This is a genomic window from Isoptericola halotolerans, from assembly GCF_045689585.1.
In the GTDB taxonomy this organism is placed as follows: Bacteria; Actinomycetota; Actinomycetes; order Actinomycetales; family Cellulomonadaceae; genus Isoptericola; species Isoptericola halotolerans_B.
Genome location: NZ_CP140108.1, coordinates 398,658 through 421,029 on the forward strand (window position 1 = coordinate 398,658; position 22,372 = coordinate 421,029).

A 22,372-nucleotide genomic window follows, 5' to 3' on the forward strand; every position below is an offset into this window, starting at 1 on the left:
ACAGGGCAGGACGGCCCACAATGGGTTCCCGTGACCGACCACGAACCGCCCGCACCGGCGTCCGACGCACTCTTCGACGTCCCGCCCGAGACCCGCCGACCTGCCGCGCGCATCGTGCTGCTCACCGGGGCGTCGGGCAGCGGCAAGTCTGCCCTCACGCGCCGTCTGGGCCTGCCCGTCGTCATGCTCGACGACTTCTACCGCGACGCCGACCACCCCGGGATGCCTCGCGCCTACGGGATCGTCGACTGGGACGACCCGGCCAGCTGGGACCGCGACGGGGCGCTCGAAGCGCTGCGCACGCTCGCCACGACGGGCCGCGCGGAGGTGCCGGTCTACGACATCCCCACCTCGCGGCGCACCGGGACCGCCGTCGTGGAGACCGGCGGCGAACCGCTGGTCGTCGCCGAGGGGGTGTTCGCGGCCGAGCTGGTCACGGCGTGCCGGGCCGAAGGGCTCCTCGCCGACGCGATCTGCCTGTCCCGACCGCGGCTGATCACCTTCTGGTTCCGGCTCCTGCGTGACGTGGCCGAGGCGCGCAAGCCGCTGCCGACCCTCCTGCGCCGCGGTTGGGGTCTGCTGCGCGCGGAGCCCGTGACGGTGCGCCGCTGGACGGAGCTCGGCTGCCGTCCCCTCTCGCCGGCACAGGCCGAGCGCGAGATCCGCGCGACCGCCTGACGCGCACCCCGAAAGCGTCATGAAGACGTAACACGCAGGTCACTCGCATCACATCACCCGGCCCCACCCTGGATCCAGGAGGTGGTCGCCGTGCTCCAGCACAGTTCGCTGCGTGTCCTGTCCCTCTACGAGGGCTTCTTCTCCGGCGGCGCCCGGGTCCTGCACTCCACGGTGGTCGCCGGGCTGCACGCCCACGGCCACCAGCAGCACTCGGCGCTCAGCCTGTACAGCGCGGTCCGCCGCGAGACCATGCTGCAACGCATCGAGGACGACCCCCGCTTCCGGAACCTGCGCGCCGCCGGGGTCCGGGTCGCCACGCTGGGTCGCTCCACCGACGACGACCACGACCCGCGCCGCTTCACCGCGGCGGAGATGGAGGTCGTGGCCCGCGAGGTCACCGGGGTCGACGTCGTGATGTCGCTCAAGGAGCAGCCGCTGCGGCTCGCCCACCAGGCGGGCTTCCCGCAGCGGCCCGTCGTCGCCTGCCTGCACCGGTCCGACCCGGAGAACTCCGGCGCGGCCCTGGACGACCTGCTCGCCACCGCCGCGAGCGGCGTGCTCGCCGCCGCCGTGTGCTGCGCGGAGTCCACCCGCGACGCCTACGCCGCCGCCGGGGTCCCGGAGCACCTGCTGCGCGTGGTCCCGAACGGCATCGACCTGACCCGCTTCCACCCGCTGCGTCGCGTGCGGCGGCTGGCCCTGCGCGGGGCGGCGGGCATCCCGGCCGACGCCACGCTCGTCGCCTATGCCGCCCGCTACGACGCCATGAAGAACCCCCGTCTGTTCGTCGCCGCGGCCCGGGAGTTCCTCGAGCGCGACGACCACGGTCACGTCATGATGTGCGGCGCCGGGATGACGTTCGACAACCCGGGGCTCGTGAGAGACCTCGACGAGGCCTTCGCCGACCGGCCGGACCTGGCGGCGCGCGTGCACCCGCTCGGCGTGCGACGCGACATGGAGCACGTCTACGCGATGGCCGACGTCGTGTCGCTCACCTCGGCGTACGGGGAGGCCGCTCCCCTGTGCCTCATCGAGGGCGCCATGTGCGGCGCGGTCCCCGTGACGACGCCGGTGGGCGACAGCGCCCGGCTCGTGGCCGGCATCGGGTTCGTCACCGGGTTCGACGCGGCCGAGATCGCCGGGACGTGGATCGAGGCGGCTGCCCGCCGCGGCGAGCTGCGCGGTGCGCTGACGGCGGCCCGGCAGCGGTTCAGCCACGTGCGCATGCTGTCCGGCTACGCGCGGGTGCTCGACCAGGCCGTCCGTGGCACGGGGCTGCGCGTCGCGGCCTGAGCGACCGGTCGCGGCCGCCGTCGACGCGTCAGCGCGCCGTCGACTCCCGCAGCACCACCTGGTGCCCGACGGCGGCACCCACGTCCGCACCCTCCTCCGCCACGGCGGCGGTGACGGCCAGCCGCCCCATCTCCTCCAGCGGGATGGAGACGGTGGTGACCGAGGGCACGTGGTCGCGCAGCGTGGGGATGTCGTCGAAGCCGGCGACCCGGACGTCGTCGGGCACGGCGACGTCCAGGTCCCGCAGGCGCGCGATGAGGCCGATGGCCATGACGTCGGTGACGGCGAAGACGCACGGTGCGTCGAGCCCGGCCGGGGCCGACTCGCGGGCGATCTCGGCGACGCGGTCCCCGGCCGCGTACCCGCCGTCGCGGGAGAACTGCTGCTCGATGACCTCGAGCACCTCGCCCCCGCCGGCGGCGACGGCGTCGGCGAACGCCCCGGCTCGCTCCTGGGCGGTGACGACACGGTCGGGCGCACTGAGCAGCACGAACCGGCGGTGCCCCTGCCCGTGCAGGGCCGCGGCCAGGTCGGCAGCTCCGGCGGCGTTGGGCGGGCGCACGACGCGCGCCGGCCCGAGCGGCTGCCCGACGACGACGGCGCGCCCCCCGCCGGCCTCGAACGTGTCGAGCTCGGCGGCGACGGGGGCGTCCTCCTCGGGCGACCAGCGGGTCCCGGCGACGACGATGGCGTCGACGCGGTGCGCGGCGAAGGCTGCTACGGCGTCTCGCTCGGCGTCGGGGTCCCGTTCGGTGGAGGCGAGGAGGACCATGCGGCCGTGCTCGCGGGCCGCGGCCTGGGCACCGGCGGCGATGGAGGAGAAGTACGGGTCGGAGATGTCCTGGACGACGAGCCCGAGGAGCCCGGTGCGGGACCGCGCCAGTGCTTGGGCCTGGGCGTTGACCACGTAGCCGAGGTCCGCGGCGGCCGAGCGGACCCGCTCGACGAGCCCTGGCCCCGGCTGCCGCGAGGACCCGTTGAGGACCCGCGAGGCGGTCGCCAGGGAGACCCCGGCATGGTTCGCGACGTCCTGCAGCCGTGCTCGGGCCACGGGCACCTCCTCGTCCGCTACGGCCCCGGCGCGGGGACCGATCCCTGCTGCCGGGTGACGGCTGCTTGACGCGCCGCCCCCGACACCTTACCGTGAGATCGGAAAGCGCATTCCGCCACGGAGCGCGAGCACCCCGACGAGCACCTCCCCCGACGAAGGAGTCCCGAGTGAGCACCACCCGCACCCTGCGCATCGCCATGAACGGCGTGACCGGACGCATGGGCTACCGCCAGCACCTGCTGCGCTCCATCCTGCCGATCCGTGAGCAGGGCGGCGTCGAGCTCCCCGACGGCTCCCGCGTGCAGGTCGAGCCGATCCTCGTCGGCCGCAACTCCGGGAAGCTCCGCGAGCTCGCCGCACAGCACGACATCGCCGAGTACACGACCGACCTCGACGGCATGATCCACGCCGACGACACCGACATCGTCTTCGACGCCGCGATGACCAACCTGCGCGCCGCCACCCTGGCCAAGGCCATGCGGGCCGGCAAGCACGTCTACACCGAGAAGCCCACGGCGGAGACCCTCGCCGAGGCGATCGACCTCGCGAAGCTGCGCGAGGAGACCGGCGTGACCGCCGGCGTCGTGCACGACAAGCTCTACCTGCCCGGCCTGGTCAAGCTCCGCCGCCTCGTCGACGAGGGCTTCTTCGGCCGCATCCTGTCGTTGCGCGGCGAGTTCGGCTACTGGGTGTTCGAGGGCGACGTCCAGCCCGCCCAGCGCCCCTCGTGGAACTACCGCAAGGAGGACGGCGGCGGCATGACCACGGACATGTTCTGCCACTGGAACTACGTCCTCGAGGGCATCCTCGGCTCGGTGAAGACCGTCAACGCCCAGACCGTCACGCACATCCCCACCCGCTGGGACGAGCAGGGCAAGCAGTACGACGCCACCGCCGACGACGCCGCGTACGGCATCTTCGAGATCGAGACGCCCGGCGGCGACCCGGTCGTGGCGCAGATCAACTCCTCCTGGGCGGTGCGCGTGTACCGCGACGAGCTCGTCGAGTTCCAGATCGACGGCACGCACGGCTCCGCCGTCGCCGGCCTGCGCCGGTGCGTCGCCCAGCAGCGCGCCCACACCCCCAAGCCGGTGTGGAACCCCGACCTGCCCGCCACCGAGCCGTTCCGCGAGCAGTGGCAGGACGTCCCCGCGAACGCGGACCTCGACAACGGGTTCAAGCTGCAGTGGGAGGAGTTCCTGCGCGACGTCGTCGCCGGGCGCGAGCACCGCTTCGACCTGCTCTCGGCCGCGCGCGGCGTCCAGCTCGCCGAGCTGGGCCTGCGGTCCTCGGCCGAGGGCCGCCGCCTCGACGTGCCGGAGATCTCGCTGTGAGCGCCGTGACCACCTTCCCCGGCGCCCCCGTCCTCACCGGCTCCGGCGTCACGCTGCGGCTGCCGCGGTTCGACGACGGCGGTCGCCTCGTCGGCACCGAGGTGCGGGAGCTCAACGCGCCCGGACCGTGGCAGCGGCCCGCCGGCGCGATCCGTTCCCGCGTCGCGTTCGCGGCGGCGCACGTGGTGCCGCAGGTCGGGGCCGAGAACGTGCCCGGCGCTCCCGCCGTCGTCGACTGGGACTCGACGCTGGCCTACCGGCACAACATCTGGGCCTGCGGTCTCGGTGTCGCCGACGCCATGGACACCGCCCAGCGCGGCATGGGGCTCGACTGGGCCGCGACGCAGGAGCTGGTCCGCCGCTCCGCCGCCGAGGCCGCCTCCGTGGGCGGAGCCATCGCCTGCGGCGCCGGGACCGACCAGCTCGACCCGGCCCTCGTGGCCGCGATGGAGCCCGGCGACCCCGCAGCGCTCGACGCCATCACCGACGCCTACCGCGAGCAGGTGCGCGTGGTCCAGGAGTCCGGGGCCCAGGTCATCGTCATGGCCTCCCGGGCGCTGGCCAGGGTCGCCCGCTCGGCCGACGACTACGCCCGCGTCTACGACGCCGTGCTCGCCGAGGCGGACCAGCCGGTGGTCCTGCACTGGCTGGGCACCATGTTCGACCCGGCCCTGGCCGGGTACTGGGGCTCGGACTCGGTGGACACCGCGACCGCCACCTTCCTGGACCTCATCACGGCCCACCAGGACAAGGTCGACGGCGTCAAGGTCTCCCTGCTGGACGCCCGGCACGAGATCGGGCTGCGCCGGTCGCTGGCCGCGCTGGAGGGTTCGCCCGTACGGCTCTACACCGGCGACGACTTCAACTACCCCGAGCTCATCACGGGCGACGAGCAAGGGCACTCCGACGCCCTGCTCGGCATCTTCGCGGCCGTCTACCCCGCGGCGTCGACGGCGCTGCAGGCGTTCGACGCCGGGCTCGACGGCGACGACGACGGCGCGGCGAGGGGGCACGCCATCCTCGCCTCGACCGAGAAGCTGGGGCGGCACATCTTCGCCGCGCCCACGTACTACTACAAGACCGGCGTGGCGTTCCTCAGCTGGCTGAACGGGTTCCAGCCCGGCTTCCAGCTCGTGGGCGGCCTGCACTCCGGGCGCTCGCTGGCGCACCTCGTCGAGCTCGCTCGGCTCGCCGACGACTGCGGGATGCTGCTGGCGCCCGAGACCGCCGCCGCCCGCCTGCAGGCGCTGCTGACCGTGAACGGGGCCGACGCATGAGCACGGGGAGCACGAACGACCTGAGCCGCTGCTCGCTCAACACGGCGACGGTCAAGCACGCCTCGCTGACCGAGGCCGTCGACGCGGCGGCCGCGGCCGGGATGGGCGCCGTCGGGCTGTGGCGCCACCAGGTGCAGGAGGCCGGGGCGCAGACCGCGCGCAAGATCGTCGAGGACGCCGGGCTGCGCGTCTCCTCGCTGTGCCGCGGCGGGTTCCTCACCGCGACGTCGCCGGAGGGCATCCGCGAGGCGGTGGCGGACAACGAGCGGGCGCTGGTCGAGGCGGCCGAGGTCGGGACGTCCGAGCTCGTGTTCGTCGTCGGGGGGCTGCCGGGCTCGGCGCCCGAGACGGCTCCGGCGCCCGGGACGGACCGGGACCTGGTCGCCACCCGCCGCCGGGTCGCGGACCGGCTGGCGGACCTGGCGCCGATCGCCGAGAAGCACGGTGTCCGCATCGTGCTGGAGCCGCTGCACCCGATGTTCGCCGCGGACCGGGCCGTCGTCTCGACGCTCGGGCAGGCGCTGGACCTCGCCGCACCGTTCGACGCTCGCACCGTGGGCGTCGTCGTGGACACGTACCACGTGTGGTGGGACCCGGCGCTGCGGGAGTCGGTCCGGCGGGCCGGCCACGAGGGCCGGATCGCCGGGTACCAGGTGTGCGACTGGAACCTGCCGTTCGCGCCGACGGCGCTGAACTCGCGCGGCCACGTCGGCGACGGCTACATCGACTTCGCGACCATCTCGGGGTGGGTCCGCGACGCCGGGTACACCGGCGACGTGGAGACGGAGATCTTCAACGAGGAGATCTGGGCGGCGGCACCCGCCGAGACCGCCCGGACCGTGGCCGGGCGCTTCGCGGAGCACGTCGCCCCCCACCTCTGATCGCTGTGGGTATGGAATCGACGACTTCGCTCCGCGAAAAGTCGTCGATTCCATACCCACAGCGGCGTGTCGGGGCGTCAGGTTCAGGACGGACCGGTCAGATGGCGTCGGCCGATACGTCGGGAGCTGCTCCGTGGTGAGCGATCTTCACACCCCGTCAGGGGCGGTGCTCCAGACGGCGCACGGCATAGGCCCGGATCGCCGCGGCCAGCCACGAGGGGAGATCGGGGTCGTCGACGCCGACGACGGCTCGTTGCGACGGGTCAGACTCGATCAGATCGGCGAGACCATGATAGGCCGCCGGACTCGCGGGCCACGTGGCGCAGACGGCCTCGTAGTGCTCCTCCACGATGTCGAGCGCTATCGACGATGTCGGGTCCACGTCCGCCCGACGTGCGCGCGACAGCCGGTTGTAGAGGTTCCGGCCCTGGGACACGGCCTCGTCGAAGTCTTCCCTGCTCCAGTGCACCGGCCAGACGTCGACCGTGGGCAGGACCCCGGTCGCCGACTCTCCGAACTTCTCCTGCAGCGTGGCAGCGAGCTGCGCCCGTCCTTCCTGCAGGCCACGGAAGAACTCGTCGTCAGGCAGGCTGCGACCACCCTCGAGGTCGTCCAGGGTCCGACTGATGGTGACGGCGATCGCATCGAGACGGTCGCGTTCGGCCGACACGAACCGACTGTGGCGCCGCAGCGCGACGATCTCGTCGTCCTCCCCGCTCAGTATCGCCTTGATCTGCGGGAGCGGGACGTCGAGGTCTCGTAGCAGCAGGATCCGCTGGAGCCGACGGAGCTCGGTCCGGCCGTACCAGCGGTACCCGTTCACAGAGACCTGGCCCGGTGAGAGCAACCCGATCTCGTCGTAGTGCCGCAGAGTCCGGGCCGAGACGCCGGACATCGTGGCAACCTTGCTGATCGAGCACCACACAGACGGATGCTACCGCTTGACCTTCTCGCAACGTCAACTTTTACGGTGGCCCGTATGAACTCAACGCAGCCGTTGGCTGCGGCACCGTTCGCGCGCACTGGTGCCGCACAGGTGGACGACGCTCTCGACCGCCTCACGGACGTCGACCGCGACGCGCGGCAGGCCGCCGCCCTGCTCATCGGCGAGATCGCCGAGCCCACCGCCGCACCGGGCCTGGTCGCCCGACTGTTCTCGGAACAGGACCCCTTCGTACGCGAGACCCTCACGTGGGCGATCACCCGCGTGGCCGACGCCGCCACACCGCTCCTGCTGAAGGCCCTGGCGGACACCGACGCGGCCACGCTCAACCGAGCCCTGCACGCCCTGAGCAAGATCGCGGACCCGGCAACCGTGGACGCCATGCTCCCGTTGGCAGCCCACACCGATCCCGTCGTCGCCGCGAAAGCCCGTTGGGCGCTCACCCGGGTCGGCGACCCGCGCGCGATCCCTGCCCTCGTGGCACACCTGGGGACGGGGGACGACACCACACGCAACGGCGTGACCCGTGATCTCGCATCCTTCGGTGCACGCGCCGTGCCGACAGTCGTCGCGGCTCTCGCCAGCGACGACACCCACGTGCGCCGGCATGCCGCCGAAGCCCTCTGCTTCATGGGTCCGAGCGCAGAGGGCGCCATCGACGTGATCTCCGGAGCTCTCGACGACCCCGATGGCGCAGTGCGGGTCTCCGCGGCGATGGCTCTCTTCGACCTGCGCACTCCGCGCGCGCTCGCGGCCCTCACCGACCGCACCGAGACGGCGGATCGGCGAGTGCGCGCCATCGCTGACCGTGCCGCACGGGAGGAAGTCGAGCAGTGAGGTCAGAGCGCCTGTCTACTCGATCGTCGTCTCCGGACGCAGAACGGCTCCCCGGACACCCTCGCTGCCGCTGTGTCGAGAGGAGACCTGGTAGGTCGTGCCGCGCAACGACATCGCGATGGTGATGCCGATCCGACCGAGCGACTTACCCGACCCGTGAGCACGCACCTCGACGACAAGTCGTTCTCCCGAACAAGAAGGTGTGAGCCGAGCTCACCTCAAGAAGCACTCAATATCAAAATTGCCCACACAAAACCGGCCGATAGCGGTTGCGATATCCGCTTCGACCCTTACGGTTATGAGAGTCGAGCACACCGCCCGGCGAGCGGCTTCTATTCTCAGCGAATTCCGGAAAGACCCGAGAGGGAGCTGCGCAACCTATTTCAAAGGAGAGACCGTGAACACCCAGGACAACCTCAACGACCTCCCCATGGACACCTTCGAGCTCGAGGACCAGGGCATGGACGTGTCGTCGCTGACGGCCGGCCACGGAATGACCGAGGTCGGGGCCTCGACGAACTGCTTCTGCTACCCCTGCTGCTCCTGCTCGGCGCCCTCCAGCAGCGCCTGAGATAGGCGGTGGGGTGGCCTGGCGGACGCGCCCGGCCACCCCACCAGTCAGGCTTCCCCACCGCTGGAAGGAAAGATTCGAGAATGCCCGACCTTCTCCCTCGCCCGCAGAGGTGCGTTGACGGGTTCGAGCCCGGCGACATATATGATGTTCGCCTATCCGCACTGCCGGGCGAGGCATTGGAAGAACTGCGGTTCACCGAGACCCGGAGGACGCTGGAGGCGCAATCTCGGTCCAATTCGGTCGTGACCCGCTCCACATTGACTGCGGATTCGGAACTCTTCACCGCGATCGGCGGGTCTGCGACAACCCCGGAGCAGAAGAAGAACCTCCTCCGGATCAAGCGTGCCCTAGGGCGAGGCCGACTGCCCGACCGAGATGTTCTGGAGAGCCTTCCGGAGCACGTGGCGGACTCACTCCGCCAGCTGGGTGAGGACCTCATCACACACCAGGAAGCATCGGACCAGGTCGAGATCGCCTTCGCTGCGGACCGGGCGCGCACACGCGCCTTGCTCGCCGAGCGCGCCACGACGCTCCTCGTGCGCAACGGCATCCTGCACTCAGCGCCCTCACTCGAGGACTTCATGGATTCCGAGAGCTGGCCTGAGCGCCTGACCTCGGACAAGCGTGCTGCCCGTGTCGCCCAGTTCGTCTACCGCGCCGCCGCGAAGACCAGTCCGTTCTCGACCTTCACCTGCACCGGTCGCGCGGGGGTGGAGGACCATCCCGGTGAGTCGTCGACGCCCCACGAAGGCTCGACGCATCTCGTCCGCCAGCTCGACGGGAAGATCTGGGCACTGCTCGTCCGCGACCTGGCAGAGCGCCCCAGCGTTGTGGCTCGGTGGGACCTGCGTCCCAACCCCTCGCTCACCTGGGTCGAGTCTCTCGAGAAGTTCGTCCTCCTCGGGCCTCCGCCTGCCGAGCATCTCCGATCCTTCTCGACCCACCCCTCGATCCGCCTGGTCGACGAAGCGCCGGCTGATCCGGCACCGGCCGACAGCTGGTCAAGGAGCGTCGCTGGGGTTCTCGGCACCGGTGACGAGGCCCAGGCCGCGGACACCGTGCAGATGCTGCTGCGCGCGGGCGTCCTCGAGGCCGACTGCCCGGTCTCAGAGAGCGTCGACCAACCGGTCGGTGACCTCGTCAGATGGCTCGAGCAGAGCGGAGCCAGGTCCGAGGTCCCTTACTACGGGACGCTGTCTCGACTGGCACTGCTGCTGGCCCCGTGCCCATCCCCCACGGATCCGCAGGAACTGCGCACCCAGCACCGGGAGCTGAACGCTGCCGCCGCCGAGCTGCTCGCAGCCCTCGGCAGAGAGTCTGACCACCTGGGAACCGACCTGGAGCCGGTGCACGAGTCGGCTGTCCTGAGCGGCCACGTCTCCGCGGGTGACCGCCCCTCGGCGGAGGACCTTGCCACGGTCGCTGCCGCGCGATCATGGCTGTCGGTCCACGACGTCAAGTGGCCGGGCCGACTGGCCGTCTCCGCCTACGCCGACGACGTCATCCCGTCAGGCCGATCAGTCCCGCTGCTGGAGTTCTACCGGGCGACCCACCTCGAGCTCAAGCATGGCCAGGGTGCCCTGGCCGAGCACCTGCGCACATGGTTCTCGGCGGTACCGCTCCAGCCCGGCCCAGCGACACCGGCCACACCGCTCAACGCCCCGATGCTGGAGCTCCACCGCGAACGTCGACGATGCGCCGACCTCGTTCTGGGATCGAAGGAGGAGGGCGAGGTTGCGGTGAGGATCAGCCTCGCGCAGGTCGTGGAGCAGCTGCGGACGCGTCCGGAGAGGCTCCGTGCCACCGCTCCGGCAGCGGTCTACCTCCAGGCGACTCGGGCCGTTGAAAGCCCATGGGTGATCAACGTCATACACGGCGGCCGCGGCCGCGGCCGGACGCGGACCGACCACCTCATGCGGTGTGCGGGGCTGAACCCGGAGCCCATCCGTGTGCCTCAGGGCGACGACGCGATCCCCGCCGAGTACACGGGGACCCACGGGTCATCGCTCAACGCTCACCGCGCAACGCTCCCGGCGGGGATCGACTACCCGTTCACCACCGGTCCGGAAGCAGGCCAGGAGCGGATACCGGTCGGCCGCCTGCACGTGCGCCGGAGCACCACGACCGGTCTCGTCGAGCTCGTCGACTCGCGGAGCGGCACGCGGGTCGAACCGACGCACGTCGGGATGCTTGCGGACTACCAGCTGCCACCTCTTGCGCGGTTCATGGAACGCGTCTTCGGCGACGCCTACCTGCTCCACCCGAGCAACCCGCCGTTCGCCTCGGACCTGGCCCTCGACCGGCTCACCGACATCACGAGGATCCCGCGTGTGCAGGTGGACGGCGTCGTCGTCCAGCGCCGTCGCTGGATCGTTCCCGCCTCCCTCTTCCCACGTCCGCAAGGCGACCGGTCCAGCGCCTCCTACCTCGGCTCCCTGCACATGTGGTTCGCCGAGAACGACCTTCCCCTCACGAGCTTCGCGCGCGCCTGGGGTCGTGACCTGCGCGGCAGCAAGGCCAAGTCGAGGAAGCCGATGCTGCTCGACCTCGACTCGTGGTGGACCGTGTGGGAGTTGTTGCGGCACAGCACGGACGCCGATTTCGTCGTGCTCGACGAAGCCTTGCCGGACCCCTACCTCCGAAGCCCTCGTGCCCCCGCCGTCGAGCTCCTGGTCGAGGTGCCGTCGTATCTCGCGGACGACGAGACGCGGAGCGCCGTCTGATGCCCCCGATCAGCCCCTCCACCGGCCGCGCGTGGACCTCCCTGCACGTGCGATGCGACGGTGACACCGATGAGCTGCTCCGAGCGGTCCTCCTCGAGGTCGTCGGCGAGCTGCGTGAACGTGATGCCGGGACGTCGTGGTTCTACCTGCGCTACTGGGAGGGAGGCCCGCACGTCCGTCTGCGCCTCGCCCTGCGTCGTGCCGACCGTGAGGAAGCGGTTGCCCTCGTCCGGGAGCGGGCAGGTGCGTGGCTCGTCGAGCACGATCCTCGCTACACCGCACCGGAGAAGGCATACGACGAGATCGCCCGACACCTCGCTTCTCGCGAGGGCGAGGACCGGAAGGTACTCGGCTGGCAGCCGCACGGGCACGTCTGGGAGCAGGAGTATTTCCCAGAGACTGCCAAGTACGGTGACGGAGGCTCGCTCCGGGCTTTCGAGAATCACTTCGAGGAGTCGTCCACCCTCGCGGCACGGGTACTCCGTCAGCGGCCCTCGACGACCCAGCTCCTGTCACTGGCGACGCTGCTCGTGTTCGCCGGGTGGACCTGCGAGGACACCGGCCCCTCGGTTCGACCTCGTGCGGAACTCGTCGACCGCTGGGCATCGTCGGTGTCCCTGGATCGTCGGACCCCCCCGCGTGCCGACTCCGAGCGACTACGAGGGCTCCTCAGCCGCGCGCGCTCGGGGACCGATCCCTGGTGCGAGCTGTGGACGTCATCCCTCGAACGGCTCCACGGTGAGCTGATGGCCACGGACCTTCCGTCGGCTCGATGGCCGTCGGGAGCGGATATCTGCCACCATCTGCTGTTCAACCGACTGGGTCTGACCCTCGAGCAGGAGGTCACGGTGCGCCGGGTCGCGTGGAACCTGGTGACCGCTGACCCTCTTGCAGACGCCGATAGAGTCTCATGAGCACCACCACGGCGTCGTGGTGGCAGCTCTACCTCGTCCGCTGGAGCGCTGACCATGCGCGGGTCGTCGACGAGGTGGTGCGGCCGCTCACGGCCGGCGGCGCCCTCGGATCCACCACCTTCTATCTCGACACCGACTGGTGGCGTGGACCGCACGTCTCGATGTGCTTCAGCGCATCGCGCGAGACAGTCGCCGAGCTGCGCACCGGCGGCTTGGTGGAGCGGGCGGAGAATCTCCTGGCGGCGCTCGACCCGGGACCGGAAGTGGTCCCCGAGCTTCACTACGCGCTGCACGAGCGTCTCGGGCGCTATGAGCGGCGCCCGATGCCGCTGACCCCGTGGTTGCCCGACGGGTCGGCAGGTCTGCGCCCTCTCGCGCCCCGCGAACGAGACGGCGTCGACGACGGCCTCGATCGGACCATCAAGGCGTGCCACCTGGCGATGAAGGACCTTGAGTGCGCGCTGTTCCGCGACATCGCGGCAGGACGGCTGCGGGTCGAGACCTACGCGATGGACCTTCTGGCGGGCGTGGCCACCTGGTTCACCGACTCCGACCTTCGCGCGACGTACCCCTCTTTCGCCTCGCACGCGGAGGCCTACCTCGCCACCGACTCCGCACACGGCACTCGCGACCGGTGGGATCGCGCCTACGAGCTCCACCGGCCGACGTTGACGGGCCTCCTGGAATCCCGAATCCAGCAGTCGACCTCGGGCGCCCTCCCCGCGGCGACCCGGGCCGCCATCGACGTCCTCGGCTCCGTTGTGGACGACACGGATCCGCTGGCCGTGTTCGGGGGCAGCGCATTGCCCGAGCCGGAAGCCATGTTCCGGAAGTCGGACTTCCACACCGAGCTCGCCGAGAACCATCAGTGGCAGGACGAGGTGCGCGACAGCGTCTGGTTCGCGCGCTACCGGCTCGTGCTCAACCTCGCCTACCTGCACCTGACCAAGCTGGGGCTGACCCCCCATCACCGCTTCTACACCTGCTACCTCCTCACCCGGGCTGCGCAGGACGTGACCCGCACCACCGCAACCGACGTCGTGAAGGGCCTCGACCGTGCCTGAGTTCACCCTGACTTCCGCAACGCACACCCCTCCACGCCTGCACGAGCCAACCCTGCGTCTGGCGTTGGCGCAGGGCGTCTACCTGGTCCGGTCCGAGCAGCGAGCTGCACTGGTCCGCTGGCCCCACAGCCGAGTGCTCGAGGAGTGGAACGAGCAGACCGCCGCGCTGATCGACCGACTCTCCGAGCCCGAGGGTGTCGTGGCCGAGACCGACGTGCTCACCAGGAGCCGAACATCCGACGGCGCCGAGGCTTGCCTCGAGCGGTTGCTCGACGACGGATGGTTGGCCCTGTCTGTCGTCGGAGCCTCAGGCCCGGTCCTGACCGTGATTCCGCGCCGCAGTCCGGCAGGACAGCATGCTGTCCCCGGAGCCCGGCACCGGCTGTCCCGGCACGTCGTCGTGGTGCCGACGGACGAAGGATGGGTCGTGGAGGCTCCTCATTCCTGGTGCGACGTCAGGTTCACGGACCTCACGGAGATGAGCCGGTGCCTCGACCCGGACGGGTCGTTGGGTGGCAGCACGCTCGAACAGCACATCCTCGCCTGGTGCGGTGTCCTGGTCGACCCGGACTCCGAGGAGGACGAGCTCCGGCATCGCCAGTGGTCCACCCACGAGCTGTGGTTCCACGAGCGCTCCCGGCGCTACGGCCGTGAGCACGCCTTCGGCGGCACCTTCTGGGCCAAGGACAAGTTCGCACCTCCGCCCTTGCGACCGGCCGGCGCCGGAAACACTGTCCCGTTCGGGCCGACGGACCCAGGGCGGTGGCACGCTACGTCGACGAGTCTGCACACCGTGCTCGAGGACCGTCGTTCGACCAGGCGTCACGACGACTCCACTCCGATGACCCGGGCCCGGCTGGGAGAGTTCCTGTACCGGACCGCGCGCCTCCGCCTGGAGCGGGAGGTCGACGGCGTCGAGTACGGTAGCAAGCCGTACCCTTCGGGCGGCTCTGTCTACGAGATCGAGCTCTTCCTCCTGATTCGCAACGTCGTGGACGTGGCCCCGGGTCTATGGATGTACGACCCGGTCGTCCACGGGCTGGCTCCCGTACGGGAAGGCCTGGAAGACCCCAGCGTCGCGGCGCTCTTGCGTGAGGCCACCCACTCCTCGACCGTCGCCACTGCACCCCAGGTGACGCTGCTGATGGCGCCCCGGTTCGGGCGCATCCTGTGGAAGTACGAGCAGATGGGCTACGCCGTGATGCTGAAGCACGTCGGCGTCCTCATGCAGACGATGTACCTGGTCGCCACCGACATGGGCCTTGCGGCCTGCGCGATCGGGAGCGGGGACAGCGACCTGTTCTCGCGCGCCACCGGCCTGGACCCGTTGGAATGCACGACGGTCGGTGAGTTCCTCCTTGGTAGTCCGCATCCCGACGAGCCCTTCCAGGAGCGTCCCGCATGAGCGCGATGGTTCTGCGGTGGTCGACCGGCGCAGTCGTGACCATGCACGACTGGGGAGTGATCGTGCACGACGAGCGCGGCGCTCATCAGCTCCGTGGCTCCGGACTCGAACAGCCCGTGTCCTGGCTCCAGGCACGCCTCACGGAACCGACCGATCTGACGAGTCTTCTGGTCCCCCTCCCGGAACCGAAGCGTCCGCGCGTCCGGCGTCTCGTCGACTCGCTCGTCGCCCGGGGCGCGATCACCGTCATGCCGGCGGAGGAGCCCCTCACGAGCGACCTCCGTGTGGAGCTGAGGGTCAGCGCGCACCCGGTCTCCGAGGCCATCGCCCGGAAGTTGGCCGACCTGCTGTCCCCGCACTTCCTCGAGCCGCCCTTCTCCACCGCACCCGTCCCCGGCGATCGGCCAACCATCGACGGCCACGTGCGTTCGATGGACGCGTCCGAGCGTGCACCTAGCTTCCGGCTCGTCATCGTCGGCCAAGACCTGTGGTTCGGGCAGTTTGGCGGTGAGGAAGCGGACCGTGTCGCGGGGGCCGAGGAGCTCTCGCGCTACCTCGGACAAGAGGACGTCAAGGCCTGCTCGAGTCCGACGGACGGCATCGACGCGTGGCTACCGTGGATCGCTCGGACCATGGTGGATGCGCGCCGCGCTGGCGTCCACGACGGCGACCGCTGTGTCCGACTGACCGTCGACCCCTTCGCCCTGCACGAACACCGGCTGGTGCGCGTCGTCGGTGACCGGGCGCACGGCAGCCTCGACGACGAGCCCGACGACCTTGCGGACCCGCTGGTGCTCTCGCGGCGCTGCGCCCACCTGGTCGACGATGTGACGAGTCCGTTGGCCGTCCCCTCGGAGTCACGGCTCCAACAGCTCCCGCTCCAGCTTTCCCGGTCAGCGTCCCGCCTCGCCGATGGCTCCCGGGAGACTGCGGTCGGCCATGGATGGACGCTCGAGCACGCGCGCGGGCACGCCGTCGGGCAGGCGGTCCTGAACCACGGGATCGCGCGTCTGGAGCCGCACGTCCGCGCCAATCCCCTCGCGGCGCGGGAGGGCCGACCCGACGAGTCGGTCGTGCTCCGCCGTGACGACGTCCTGAAGTGGCTGGCGCAGTACCGAGGTGTCGCATCACTCGGCGCGACCGCCGAACGAGCGACGCACCAGGCGGCCACGAGGCTCGCGGCGCACTGCGCGATGACGGACGGGCAGGTGGCGTGGCAGAGGGCACCGCTGTCGTCAGCGACCCGGGGCGCCGAGCTCCTTGCGATCCATCAGGAGTGCGGCGAGGTGCTGGTCGCGCGCGGCCTCCCGTTCTCCCTCGTCGCCCTCCGTGTGGCCCCAGACGCCGCTGTCTGGGGTGTCTCCGACCGCAGCCCGCAGGAGGCCGCCGAAAGAGCGGTCGTCCAGGCGTTGCTCTTCCACCAGTCCGGCAGCCCGGGCAACGAGGCGGCGCCCCCGCGAACCTACCCTCTGCCGTCGACCACGGCCGCCGCCGGGCCGGCCCCGGCCCACCTCGTCGACGTCCTCGCACGGCACGGCATGCCGCTCGTCGTCCCGCTGTCCGGCGGCCCCACCATCGACGCGGCACTTCCTCACCAGGCCCTCGTCCTGCTCATCTCCGGAGGCTCCCGACCGTGACTGCTCTGCTTTCCGCCGTCCGCACGTGGTCCGAGCACTGCCAGGCGGTCGAGCGACTCGTCCGGGCCACCTGGCACGCACCGTCACCAGTCGACCGGTCATGGGACCTGCGTGTGCAGCTCGCGGGTACACCGCCCGACAGCCCGTCACCGTCCACGGGCCACGAGGTGGTCGTGCTGCTGCGGCCGGGCGCCGCGCTCGTCGTCGCCCACACCGCACGCGACACCGGCTGCCCCGCATGCTTGGTCAGCCGTCACCGGCTGGCAACCCCGAGATCGGTCGACATCGAGCAGGCCGAGGGACGCTGGCTGGAGCTCGACCCCGGTGTGTCCGAGCTCGCGCGCCCCGAGCTTCTGGCAACCACCGTCGTGGCGGTCGCGCGGCAGCTGGCCGCGCACGCCGTCCAGAACGGGTCGACGCCGAGCCGGACCGTGGTGCGCGTGGACGCGCGAACTCTCGAGCTCGCGTCCCACCAGTACTTGCCGGACCCGCTGTGCCCGACGTGCGGCGACCGCCCGGACGACTCCGCCGAAGCGGCCACACTGACGCTGGAACACCGGACCAAGCCGGATCCCCACACGTACCGCTACGAGGATCCGGTCCAGCACCTCGAGACACTGAAGTCCCTCTACGTGGATCCGTTCTGCGGTGTACTGCACTCGCTCCAGCGGGACACGCAGGGCGGGCTCGCGGTCGCCGGCGCTCTCATGAAGCTGCGGCGGCACGAGTGGATCGAGCCAGGGTTCGGCCGCAGCCGGAACTACGAGGAGAGCGAGGCGACGGCGATCCTCGAAGCGCTCGAGCGCTACGGAGGGGTTCAGCCGGGCGGCAAGCGCACGGTCGTCGAGTCATCCTTCGCCACGTTGGGGCGGGACGCCGTCGATCCGCGCCTCTTCGGCGTTCACCCGCAGATCACCTACGCCGACCAGGGCAACCACTACCGAGACTTCGACCCGCAGTCCCCGTATCGCTGGGTGTGGGCGTACTCCTTCGCCCAACGACGCCCCGTGCTCGTGCTCGAGGAGCAGGCGTACTACTACGTCGCACACGATGACGGTCCGGGCCCCTTCCTGTACGAAGTGTCGAACGGTTGCGCGCTGGGTTCCGCGATGGAGGAGGCGATCTTCCACGGCCTGCTCGAGGTGGCGGAGCGGGACGCGTTCCTCATGACGTGGTACCGGCGCCTCGCGCTGCCGCGACTTCGCGCCGACACGGCCCACAGTCACTCGGTCGCTGCGCAACTCAGCATGGTCGAGCGGGAGACCGGCTACCAGATCCGACTCTACGACCAGACGATGGAGAACGGCATCCCGTCCGTCTGGGCGCTGGCACGGCATGCGGACCCGTCGGCCACGGACCAGCCCACCCAGGTCTGTGCTGCGGGCGCCCACCCCTCACTGGAGAAGGCGGCCCTCAACGCCCTCAGCGAGATCGGGCCGTTTCTCAACGACTTCATCGCTCGTTTCCCGCTGGTGGCGCAGGATGCCGAGCGAATGGTGGACCGTCCAGAGCTCGTGCGGACCATGGCGGACCATTCGACGTACTTCGGCTCGCCACGGATGCGGCGCCACCTCGACTTCCTGGACGAGGGCCCGACCGTCTCGTTCGCGGAGGCGGAACGCCATCAGGGCCAGTTCACGCACGCGTCCATGAAGGACGACGTCCGGGAGATGGTGGATCGGTTCTTGGCGGAGGGACAGGACGTGATCGTCGTCGACCAGACCACCGACGAGCACCGCGTCGCGGGCCTGTCGTGCGTGAAGGTGCTGGTCACGGACAGCCTGACCATGACATTCGGCCACCACCTTCGCAGGGTGGACGGCATCACGCGCCTGGAGACGGTTCCGGCACGCCTGGGGCTGCGTTCATTCTCCGCACCTGAGGAACCCGTCCTGCCACACCCGTTCCCGTAACCGGAGGTCCGACAGAGATGCAATTCATCGTCATGGCCGAATGGGACCTGCTTCAGCACGGCGTGCCCATCGAAGCATTGCGCGAATGGCAGAAGGCCCGGGCGGAGCAGCCTACGAAGGCCTGCCCGGGGTGGTCTTCAAGTCCTGGTACTCGAACCCTCACGAGAATGTGTGGGGCGCCGTCTACCTGCTCACCGATCCGAACGCACTCGATGCCGACCGGTTGCCCCGAACCGTCGGCGACCGCACGGGACCCATCGGCGTGCGTCCAGACCGGGTTCGATGGCACGTCCTCGAGAAGACCGTCCTGGGCGGCGAGGGCCTCGATGCCGTACTGGCTGCCGCGCCCGTCACCGAACGACGCGAACCTGTGCACGCGGACGGGGACACATGAGGACGACACGGGAGGAACACATCGGTGAGCACGACGCGGGCGGCACGACCGCCGGCCGATCACCGGGACGATCGCATGGCACGGTCCCGAAGGGGTCGTTCCGGAACTTCATGCACGAGATGCGTGCGCACCGGACAGGCCTGGTCGTCGTCGGCATCCTCTCCGTGGCTGCCACGGTCCTCGGCGTCGCGCAGCCCCTGATGATGCAGCGAATGATCGACACCGCAAGCCGGGGTGCTGAGAACCCGTGGGTGTGGTGGTTGGTGGGCGTCACCGTGGGCGAAGGCCTGCTGCGCGGCGCGCAGTCGTTCGTGCTCCAACGGACCGGCGAGTCCTTCATCGGAGGCCTGCGCCGTTCGCTCATCGGCCGCGTCCTGCGTCTGCCGATGGAGGCCTACTCAGCCACGCCGAAGGGTGAATGGATCAGTCGACTCGGTTCGGATACCGGGCAGGTACGCACCATCGTGACCTCTGGGCTGTTCGAGCTGGTGTCATCGGTCCTGATGTTCTGCGCCGCCGTGGTGCTGATGGTGGCTCTGGACCCGTTGCTGTTCGCGCTGACGCTTGCCGGGGTCGTGCTCGGCGGGGTGTGCATCACCTTCATGGGCGCCCGCATGCGCCGCACCAGCGAGGTGACACAGGCGGAGGTGGCTCGCATGACGTCTGCCGCGGACCGTGCTCTGTCGTCGGTCGTGCTCATCCGCTCGAGCGTGGCGACGGAGGAGCAGATCGAGCACGTATCCGGCTTCATCCGCCGGGCCGAGGAGTCCGGCGTCAAGATGGCCCGGATCCAGGCGTGGGTGCAGCCCATCATGTCGTTGTGCATCCAGGGCGCCTTCCTCGTGGTGCTGGCTGTCGGTGGTCTTCGCGTCTCCGCTGGTGCCATGACGGTCGGCGAGCTGATGGCCTTCATCATGTATCTCTTCCTGCTGGTGATGCCTGTGACGCAGGCCATGACCGCCTACACGCAGATCCAGCTCGGTCTCGCGTCGTACGGCCGCATCTGCCAGGTTCTCGAGACCCCGACGGAGCGGACAGGGGGGAGCACGGACGCCGTCGGCAGCTCCGGTTCAGACCTGGCCGTCGTCCTGGAAGACGTGCACTTCCGGTACGACGACGAACCGGTCCTGCAAGGCGTCTCGCTTGCGGTGCCCGCTGGGTCGCGGACGGCGATCGTCGGTTCATCCGGAGCCGGCAAGTCGACTCTGCTGTCGTTGCTCGAGGGCTTCGTGGACCCGGACAGCGGGACAGTCCGAAGCATGGGACACGACCTGCAGCGGGTGGATCTCGAGAGCTACCGACGCCACGTCGCATATGTCGAGCAGGGGGCCCCGGCCCTCGGCGGGACAGTCGCGGCGAACCTTCGCGTCGTCCGCCCTGACGCCACCGACGAGGACCTACGACGCGTCCTCGGCTCCGTCGGCCTCGACAGGCTGATCACGCGGCAGAGCGCCGGGCTCGACCTGGAACTGGGCGACAGCGGCTCCGTGCTGTCGGGCGGTGAACGGCAACGACTCGCGTGGGCGCGCGTGCTGCTCCAGGACCCTCAGCTGCTCCTCTTCGACGAGCCGACGTCGAGCGTCGACTCCACGACGGAGAACCTCCTGGGGCGAGCGCTCGACGAGGTGTCCCGCGGCAGGACAACCATCATCGTGGCGCACCGCCTGTCCACGGTGACGACGGCGGACCAGATCGTGGTCCTCGAGCAGGGCAGGATCCTGGACGTCGGCACCCACGCGGAGCTCGTCGCGCGGTGCGAGCTCTACCGCGAGTTCGCCTCGCACCAGCTGCTGGTCTGATGGTGAGGTCGGGACCGTCGAGCCGATCTGTGACATGCGACAGTCCCGCGCGAGGTCTCGGCCGTCGACCATGACCTGCGCTTCCCGGGCCATGACCGTCCGGGAACCATGCGCACGCGTTGTTCGTCGTACCCTGTGGCCCGTCGACACCCTTTCCGTCGGCGGGCCACCATCCGTCCGCAGCCTCGAAGGTCACCCATGAGCTCGCACGCCGACACCACCCCGATCCTGCGCGCCGACGGGCTCGCCGCCGGCTACGGGGGCGCCGACGTCGTCCACGGCATCGACCTCGCGCTCGCCACCGGCGACACCCCGGTCGGGATCGTCGGACCCTCCGGGGCCGGCAAGTCGACGATCGTGCGGGCCCTCACCGGCCTGGTGAAGCCCACGTGCGGCCGCGCCACCTGGAACGGCCGCGCCGTCGCCCGGGTCGGGCTGCGGGACAAGAAGGCGTTCCGCACGCAGGTGCGCCGGGTCGCGCAGGAGGGGATCCCCGACGTCGACCCCCGCTCGACCGTCGACCGCGTGGTCGCCAAGGCCCTCACCGACGCCCGTCGGGCCGGACGCCCGAGCGGCCGCACCGTCGCCGAGCTGCTCGACGACGTCGCGCTCGAGGCACGCTTCGCCCCCCGGCAGGTCGGAACCCTCTCGGGAGGCGAGAAGCAGCGCGTCGCGCTCGCCGTGGCGCTGGCCACCCGGCCGGACGCGCTGCTCCTGGACGAGCCGCTGACCGCCGTCGACCCGGCCATGCGCGGGGAGGTCGTCCGTCGCCTCGGCGAGGCCACCGCCGCGCTCGGCACGGCGGTGCTGCTGGTCACGCACGACCTCGAGCTCGTCGAGCGGCTCTGCCCGACGGTGCACGTGCTGGCCGAAGGGACGTTCGTCGCCTCGGGACCGCTGTCGACGGTGCTCGCCGAGGCGACGCACCCGGCGGTCCGGGAGCTCGCCGAGGCCGCGCCCCAGGCGGTGCAGCGCTTCCGCTGACCGTCCTCACGAGGGCCGCGGAGGACGGCGCGTCGCCACGACGGGCACCTGTCACAGGTCGGAGGTAGTGTCGTCGCGGACCGGCGCCGAGGCGGCCCACGACGAGGAGTAGAGATGCTCATCCCAGACGGCGGCACCGCCCAGGTGATCCCATGACCGAGGACGCCGTGCGGTCGATGCCGACCACCCTCATCGACAGCTGGACCGTGACGCGGGTGGACCAGCTGGCCTCCGTCCGGTCGCTCCTCGGGGACGCCCTGAGCACGTCCGTGGCGTCGCCCGACGACCCGCACCGGTCGCCGTGGCAGAACATCGTGCTGGTCGCCAGCGAGCTGACCGCCAACGCCCTGGAGCACGCCGGAGGACCGGCCCGCCTCGACGTGGTCCGCGACGGCGGTGCGGTCACCGTGTCGGTGATGGACCGCTCCCCCGACCAGCCTCCCGTCCTGTCGCTCGACCGTGAGATCGGCGCCGGCGGCTTCGGTCTCCAGCTCACCATGAAGGTCGCCGACGACGTCGGCTGGTACCGCACGCCCGACGGCGCAAAGCACGTGTGGGCACGGTTCGCGATGGTGCCGCGGCCCGCCGTCGACGACGCCACGGAACCGCAGGTCGTCGACCCTCCACCGCCGGTGTGAGCGCTGACATGATGCCGACCCCACCGACGACGT

General features: G+C 70.7%; 19 protein-coding genes. 17 read left to right on the plus strand and 2 right to left on the minus strand.

All coding sequences use genetic code 11. The features are described from left to right. Positions 1–30 precede the first annotated feature (30 nt). Both UQW22_RS01855 and UQW22_RS01860 read left to right on the plus strand, forming a co-directional pair. Positions 31–678, plus strand: coding sequence for a uridine kinase (locus UQW22_RS01855; protein WP_407319138.1), 648 nt, complete (start codon positions 31–33; stop codon positions 676–678). 90 nt (positions 679–768) lie between these two features. After that, complete coding sequence (locus tag UQW22_RS01860) at positions 769–1,971, plus strand: glycosyltransferase (protein WP_407319139.1); 1,203 nt, start codon at positions 769–771, stop codon at positions 1,969–1,971. 28 nt (positions 1,972–1,999) lie between these two features. On the opposite strand, the gene UQW22_RS01865 is transcribed toward UQW22_RS01860, so the two are convergent. Beyond that, a complete protein-coding gene (locus UQW22_RS01865; RefSeq protein ID WP_407319140.1) occupies positions 2,000–3,022 on the minus strand; it encodes a LacI family DNA-binding transcriptional regulator in 1,023 nt (340 codons plus the stop codon). A gap of 197 nt (positions 3,023–3,219) precedes the next feature. Between UQW22_RS01865 and UQW22_RS01870 the strand changes: the two genes are divergently transcribed. Genes UQW22_RS01870 through UQW22_RS01880 form a run of 3 tightly spaced genes read left to right on the plus strand, consistent with a single transcriptional unit; the run spans position 3,220 to position 6,514 of the window. Beyond that, a complete protein-coding gene (locus tag UQW22_RS01870; protein WP_407320698.1) occupies positions 3,220–4,356 on the plus strand; it encodes a Gfo/Idh/MocA family protein in 1,137 nt (378 codons plus the stop codon). Positions 4,357–4,409: 53 nt separating this feature from the next. Beyond that, a complete protein-coding gene (locus UQW22_RS01875; RefSeq protein WP_407320699.1) occupies positions 4,410–5,633 on the plus strand; it encodes a dihydrodipicolinate synthase family protein in 1,224 nt (407 codons plus the stop codon). Further along, positions 5,630–6,514: a sugar phosphate isomerase/epimerase family protein gene (locus tag UQW22_RS01880; RefSeq protein WP_407319141.1), complete on the plus strand. Its 885-nt coding sequence runs from the start codon at positions 5,630–5,632 to the stop codon at positions 6,512–6,514. Before UQW22_RS01875 ends, UQW22_RS01880 begins: the two co-directional genes overlap by 4 nt. A 157-nt stretch (positions 6,515–6,671) precedes the next feature. On the opposite strand, the gene UQW22_RS01885 is transcribed toward UQW22_RS01880, so the two are convergent. After that, positions 6,672–7,439 (minus strand): MerR family transcriptional regulator, encoded by a 768-nt coding sequence (locus UQW22_RS01885; RefSeq protein ID WP_407319142.1) that lies wholly within the window; start codon positions 7,437–7,439, stop codon positions 6,672–6,674. 6 nt (positions 7,440–7,445) lie between these two features. Between UQW22_RS01885 and UQW22_RS01890 the strand changes: the two genes are divergently transcribed. The 12 genes from UQW22_RS01890 (at position 7,446) to UQW22_RS01945 (ending at position 22,339) form a co-directional block, all read left to right on the plus strand. Beyond that, on the plus strand, positions 7,446–8,294 hold the full coding sequence (locus UQW22_RS01890; RefSeq protein ID WP_407319143.1) for a HEAT repeat domain-containing protein: 849 nt from the start codon (positions 7,446–7,448) through the stop codon (positions 8,292–8,294). A 397-nt stretch (positions 8,295–8,691) separates the two neighbouring features. Then, entirely contained in the window at positions 8,692–8,865 is a 174-nt protein-coding gene (locus UQW22_RS01895) for a thiomuracin/GE37468 family thiazolyl RiPP peptide (RefSeq protein WP_407319144.1), read from the plus strand. A gap of 245 nt (positions 8,866–9,110) precedes the next feature. Continuing rightward, complete coding sequence (locus UQW22_RS01900) at positions 9,111–11,591, plus strand: hypothetical protein (protein ID WP_407319145.1); 2,481 nt, start codon at positions 9,111–9,113, stop codon at positions 11,589–11,591. Continuing rightward, positions 11,591–12,505 carry a lantibiotic dehydratase C-terminal domain-containing protein gene (locus UQW22_RS01905; protein ID WP_407319146.1) on the plus strand — a complete coding sequence of 305 codons (915 nt, stop codon included), beginning with the start codon at positions 11,591–11,593 and terminating at the stop codon, positions 12,503–12,505. The genes UQW22_RS01900 and UQW22_RS01905 overlap by 1 nt, the downstream gene beginning before the upstream one ends. 74 nt (positions 12,506–12,579) lie before the next feature. Next, on the plus strand, positions 12,580–13,569 hold the full coding sequence (locus tag UQW22_RS01910) for a lantibiotic dehydratase C-terminal domain-containing protein (protein ID WP_407319147.1): 990 nt from the start codon (positions 12,580–12,582) through the stop codon (positions 13,567–13,569). Positions 13,570–13,996: 427 nt separating this feature from the next. Beyond that, the gene (locus UQW22_RS01915) at positions 13,997–14,974 is read left to right on the plus strand and encodes a SagB family peptide dehydrogenase (RefSeq protein ID WP_407319148.1); all 978 of its coding nucleotides are present in this window, start codon (positions 13,997–13,999) and stop codon (positions 14,972–14,974) included. Beyond that, entirely contained in the window at positions 14,971–16,611 is a 1,641-nt protein-coding gene (locus UQW22_RS01920; RefSeq protein ID WP_407319149.1) for a hypothetical protein, read from the plus strand. Before UQW22_RS01915 ends, UQW22_RS01920 begins: the two co-directional genes overlap by 4 nt. Beyond that, on the plus strand, positions 16,608–18,524 hold the full coding sequence (locus tag UQW22_RS01925; RefSeq protein WP_407319150.1) for a TOMM precursor leader peptide-binding protein: 1,917 nt from the start codon (positions 16,608–16,610) through the stop codon (positions 18,522–18,524). Before UQW22_RS01920 ends, UQW22_RS01925 begins: the two co-directional genes overlap by 4 nt. Before the next feature lie 85 nt (positions 18,525–18,609). Beyond that, positions 18,610–18,918, plus strand: a complete 309-nt coding sequence (locus tag UQW22_RS01930) for a hypothetical protein (RefSeq protein WP_407319151.1) — start codon at positions 18,610–18,612, stop codon at positions 18,916–18,918. 119 nt (positions 18,919–19,037) lie between these two features. After that, the gene (locus tag UQW22_RS01935; protein ID WP_407320700.1) at positions 19,038–20,717 is read left to right on the plus strand and encodes an ABC transporter ATP-binding protein; all 1,680 of its coding nucleotides are present in this window, start codon (positions 19,038–19,040) and stop codon (positions 20,715–20,717) included. A 198-nt stretch (positions 20,718–20,915) separates the two neighbouring features. After that, positions 20,916–21,701: an ABC transporter ATP-binding protein gene (locus UQW22_RS01940; RefSeq protein WP_407319152.1), complete on the plus strand. Its 786-nt coding sequence runs from the start codon at positions 20,916–20,918 to the stop codon at positions 21,699–21,701. A gap of 152 nt (positions 21,702–21,853) precedes the next feature. After that, complete coding sequence (locus UQW22_RS01945; protein ID WP_407319153.1) at positions 21,854–22,339, plus strand: ATP-binding protein; 486 nt, start codon at positions 21,854–21,856, stop codon at positions 22,337–22,339. Positions 22,340–22,372: the final 33 nt, after the last annotated feature.

Bases quoted from the DNA above. Each gene is read 5' to 3' on its own strand.
- UQW22_RS01945 (WP_407319153.1), top strand. From the start codon at position 21,854: ATGACCGAGGACGCCGTGCGGTCGATGCCGACCACCCTCATCGACAGC.
- UQW22_RS01890 (WP_407319143.1), top strand. From the start codon at position 7,446: ATGCTACCGCTTGACCTTCTCGCAACGTCAACTTTTACGGTGGCCCGT.
- UQW22_RS01920 (WP_407319149.1), top strand. From the start codon at position 14,971: ATGAGCGCGATGGTTCTGCGGTGGTCGACCGGCGCAGTCGTGACCATG.
- UQW22_RS01905 (WP_407319146.1), top strand. From the start codon at position 11,591: ATGCCCCCGATCAGCCCCTCCACCGGCCGCGCGTGGACCTCCCTGCAC.
- UQW22_RS01930 (WP_407319151.1), top strand. From the start codon at position 18,610: ATGGCAGAAGGCCCGGGCGGAGCAGCCTACGAAGGCCTGCCCGGGGTG.
- UQW22_RS01880 (WP_407319141.1), top strand. From the start codon at position 5,630: ATGAGCACGGGGAGCACGAACGACCTGAGCCGCTGCTCGCTCAACACG.
- UQW22_RS01870 (WP_407320698.1), top strand. From the start codon at position 3,220: ATGAACGGCGTGACCGGACGCATGGGCTACCGCCAGCACCTGCTGCGC.
- UQW22_RS01935 (WP_407320700.1), top strand. From the start codon at position 19,038: ATGCGTGCGCACCGGACAGGCCTGGTCGTCGTCGGCATCCTCTCCGTG.
- UQW22_RS01940 (WP_407319152.1), top strand. From the start codon at position 20,916: ATGAGCTCGCACGCCGACACCACCCCGATCCTGCGCGCCGACGGGCTC.